Annotated in this window: 4 protein-coding genes; all 4 read left to right on the top strand. The window is 64.8% G+C overall.

What is annotated here, in order from left to right; translation table 11 throughout:
• Positions 1-107 precede the first annotated feature (107 nt).
• Positions 108-470 (top strand): IS66-like element accessory protein TnpA, encoded by a 363-nt coding sequence (gene tnpA / locus OLX23_RS25685; protein ID WP_264448205.1) that lies wholly within the window; start codon positions 108-110, stop codon positions 468-470.
• On the top strand, positions 467-826 hold the full coding sequence (gene tnpB, locus OLX23_RS25680; RefSeq protein ID WP_413629943.1) for an IS66 family insertion sequence element accessory protein TnpB: 360 nt from the start codon (positions 467-469) through the stop codon (positions 824-826). The genes tnpA and tnpB overlap by 4 nt, the downstream gene beginning before the upstream one ends.
• A gap of 68 nt (positions 827-894) precedes the next feature.
• Positions 895-2,508 carry an IS66 family transposase gene (tnpC, locus tag OLX23_RS25675; protein ID WP_264448204.1) on the top strand — a complete coding sequence of 538 codons (1,614 nt, stop codon included), beginning with the start codon at positions 895-897 and terminating at the stop codon, positions 2,506-2,508.
• Positions 2,505-3,098 (top strand): plasmid pRiA4b ORF-3 family protein, encoded by a 594-nt coding sequence (locus OLX23_RS25670; RefSeq protein ID WP_264448203.1) that lies wholly within the window; start codon positions 2,505-2,507, stop codon positions 3,096-3,098. The genes tnpC and OLX23_RS25670 overlap by 4 nt, the downstream gene beginning before the upstream one ends.
• Positions 3,099-3,132: the final 34 nt, after the last annotated feature.

Raw genomic sequence — 3,132 nt, 5'->3', positions numbered from 1 at the left:
CGTAAGCGCCGACGGAACCCGGCCTTGTGCGGTGGGCGGATGGGGTGAAGTTCGCGGGGCAGACGGAGGCCTTGCGAGTGGATATCGAGCAGTCAAACGAGCCTCGTATGAGCGCTCGCGGCGATGGCGGAGCGGTCGTGCGAGTGGAGCGGCGCCGGCGGTGGAGCGACGACGAGAAGCTGGCCATCCTCAAGGAAACGACGCGGCCGGGCGCCATCATGGCGGTCGTCGCGCGCAAGCATGGGATAGGGACGGGCCAGCTCTACACCTGGCGCCGGCAATTGCTGCAGAGCGCGATGGCCGGGTTCGTGCCGGTGGAGCTCGCGAATTCTGGCCCGCCGGCGAAGCCTGCCGAGATCGGCCGGATCGAGATCAAAGGGCAAGGCGGCCTCACGGTGTCGGTCGACCGGCTGGTTGACCGGGCGGCGCTCAAGCTGGTCCTCGAGGTGGTCGGGGAGATTGATCGTTGAGCCTGGCGCTGCCACCGTCGGCGAAGATCTATCTGTCGCTTGCCCCCTGCGACATGCGCAAGGGCTTTGATGGGCTGAGCGCGCAGGTCCGCAACATTCTTCAGCTCGATCCTTTCTGTGGCGCCGTATTCTTGTTCCGCGGGAAACGCGGCGACAGATTGAAGGCCCTGGTCTGGGATGGCTCGGGGCTTTGCCTCTATGCCAAACGTCTCGAACGCGGGAAGTTCGTCTGGCCCCGCACGCAGGATGGAGCGGCGGCACGGCTCTCATGCGCGCAGTTGGCAATGCTGATCGAGGGGCTGGATTGGAGACAGGCGATTGTCCATGACCAAGTGGTCACGCCGACCCTCGCGTGAGCGATAAAGTGGCGGGAAACTGCGGTTTTATATAGGTTTGCGAAGCCACCGCCGCTATAGCTTTGGGCATGCGGTTCGACCTTGATCGCCTTCCCACAGACCCAGTTCTCCTGCAGAAAATTCTGCGCGAGATGGCCGAGGCCATGGAGCTGGAGCGGTCCGAATTGCAGGCGGCGAATGCGACCGTCAAAGCCCAGAACCTGAAGATCGAGAAGCTCGAACATCGCCTGGCCCGGCTTCTGCGTGTCCAGTTCGGCCGCAGCTCGGAGAAGATGGACATCGCGCAGTTGCGCTTGATGTTCGACGAGGTCGACGCGCCCGAACCGGCAAATGATGACGCGCCGGCAGCGGCAGCGGCAGCGGCAGCGGCAGCGCTGCAGTCGGCACGCAAGGCCGGCGTTCGGGCGCCGATCCCCGCCCACATCCCGCGCCAGACGACAGAGCATCATCCCGGTCCTTGTAGTGGCAGCTGCGGCGGCGCCGAAACGGTAATCGGCGAGGACGTCACCGAGGTACTGGACTACGTCCCGGCCCGCTTCCGCGTGCTGCGACATGTTCGTCCCCGTATTGCCTGCCGGACCTGTGAGCAGATCCGCCAGGCTCCGGCCGTCAATCTGCCGCTGCCCAAGGTCATGGCGAGCAGCGCCTTACTGGCGCACCTCGTCGTCAGCCGCTTCGTCGATCATCAACCCTGGCACCGCCAGTCGGTGATCCTGCGCCGCCAGGGCGTGCATATCGACCGCGACGTGATGGGACGGTGGGCCCGCAAGCTGGCATGGCTGATGGCGCCCATCGGTGAGCGGCTGCTCGCCTATATCCTCGAAGCGCCCAAGGTGCACGGCGACGAGACCCCGGTCACCTTACTTGCCGGGGAGGCTGGCAGCCACACCGCGTACTTCTGGGTCTATCTGCGCGATGGCCGCTCAAGCGGCGACATGAGCCCGCCGGCTGTCGCGTTCCGCTTCACCACCGGTCGCGGCGGCAAGCATCCCGCGGCGCACCTTGCCGGCTACCGCGGCTATCTGCAGGCCGACGGATATGCTGGCTACAACGCCATTTACCGCGATCCCAAAACCAAGGCTCCTCGCGACGTGACCGAAGTGGGATGCTGGGCGCATGCCCGGCGCAAGTTCACCGACGTCCTGGAAAAGACACCCTCGCCGATCGCGGCGGAGGCCGTGGTGCGCATCGCCGAGCTCTTCGCCATCGAGCGCGAGATCAAGGGAGCACCGCCCGACGAGCGGCGCCGGGTTCGCCAAGAGTTGGCCTTCCCGAAGCTGACAGCCTTGCGGCCTTGGCTTGAAGCGCAACTCAAAGGCCTGTCTTCAGACAGCGCCTTAGCCAAGGCGTGCCGCTATCCCATCAACCGATGGGCGGCGATGATCCGCTACTGTGATGATGGCCTGCTCGAGATCAGCAACAACCTCGTCGAGAATGCCCTGCGCGGCGTGGCACTTGGCCGCCGCAACTGGTTGTTCGTGGGTTCCACCAAGGGCGGCGACGCTTCGGCGCTGTTCTACTCGCTCGTCGAGACCTGCCGCCTCAACGGCGTCGAGCCCGAGACCTGGTTCACCGACGTCATCGAGCGTATTGGCAATCACCCGATCAACCGGATCGACGAGCTGCTGCCTTGGAAGTGGCAGGCCACACGAGAGATCCAGAACCTGGAGCACGCTGCTTGAGCAACGCCTTCGTCGTGCGGATGACGATCACGCTGGATGACGTGAAGCCGGCTGTCAGCCGCGTGATCGAGGTGCCGCTCACCATCAGGCTCGATCGCTTACATGCCGTCTTCCAGGCCGCGTTGGCGTGGACGGACAGCCACCTGTGGGAACTGACCTTCGGGCGTACGGGCTTCGGCATCCCCGACCCTTCCTACGGCTTTGACGGTCCGCTTGATGCCCGCAAGGCGACCCTGGCCGAGGCTCTCGAGGGAATGCGCGGCAAGTCCTTCCGGTACCTCTACGACTTCGGTGATGCCTGGGAGCACAGCGTCAGGATCGAGGGCATCGTCCCTGCCGACCCGCAGGCTAGCTATCCCCGCCTGCTCGAAGCCACTGGCATGCGTCCGCCCGAGGACTCCGGCGGCCCTTGGGGTTACGCTGAGACGCTGGAGGCACTCGCTGATCCTGCCCATGAATATCATGAAGATGCCTTGGAAGCCTTGGGCGACGACCACGATCCCCATGCTCAGCCGGACATCGATCTGATCCACATCCGCTTCGCAGCGCTCGCCAAGAAATGGCGCCCACGACAGCGAAAGACGAAATAGAGCTACGTCAACGCCGCCTTCCGTTGGCGCTTAC

Source organism: Novosphingobium sp. JCM 18896, from assembly GCF_025938095.1.
In the GTDB taxonomy this organism is placed as follows: domain Bacteria; phylum Pseudomonadota; class Alphaproteobacteria; order Sphingomonadales; family Sphingomonadaceae; genus Novosphingobium.
The sequence above is the reverse complement of the archived record's forward strand: the minus strand, read 5'-3'. Positions and strand labels throughout refer to the sequence as shown.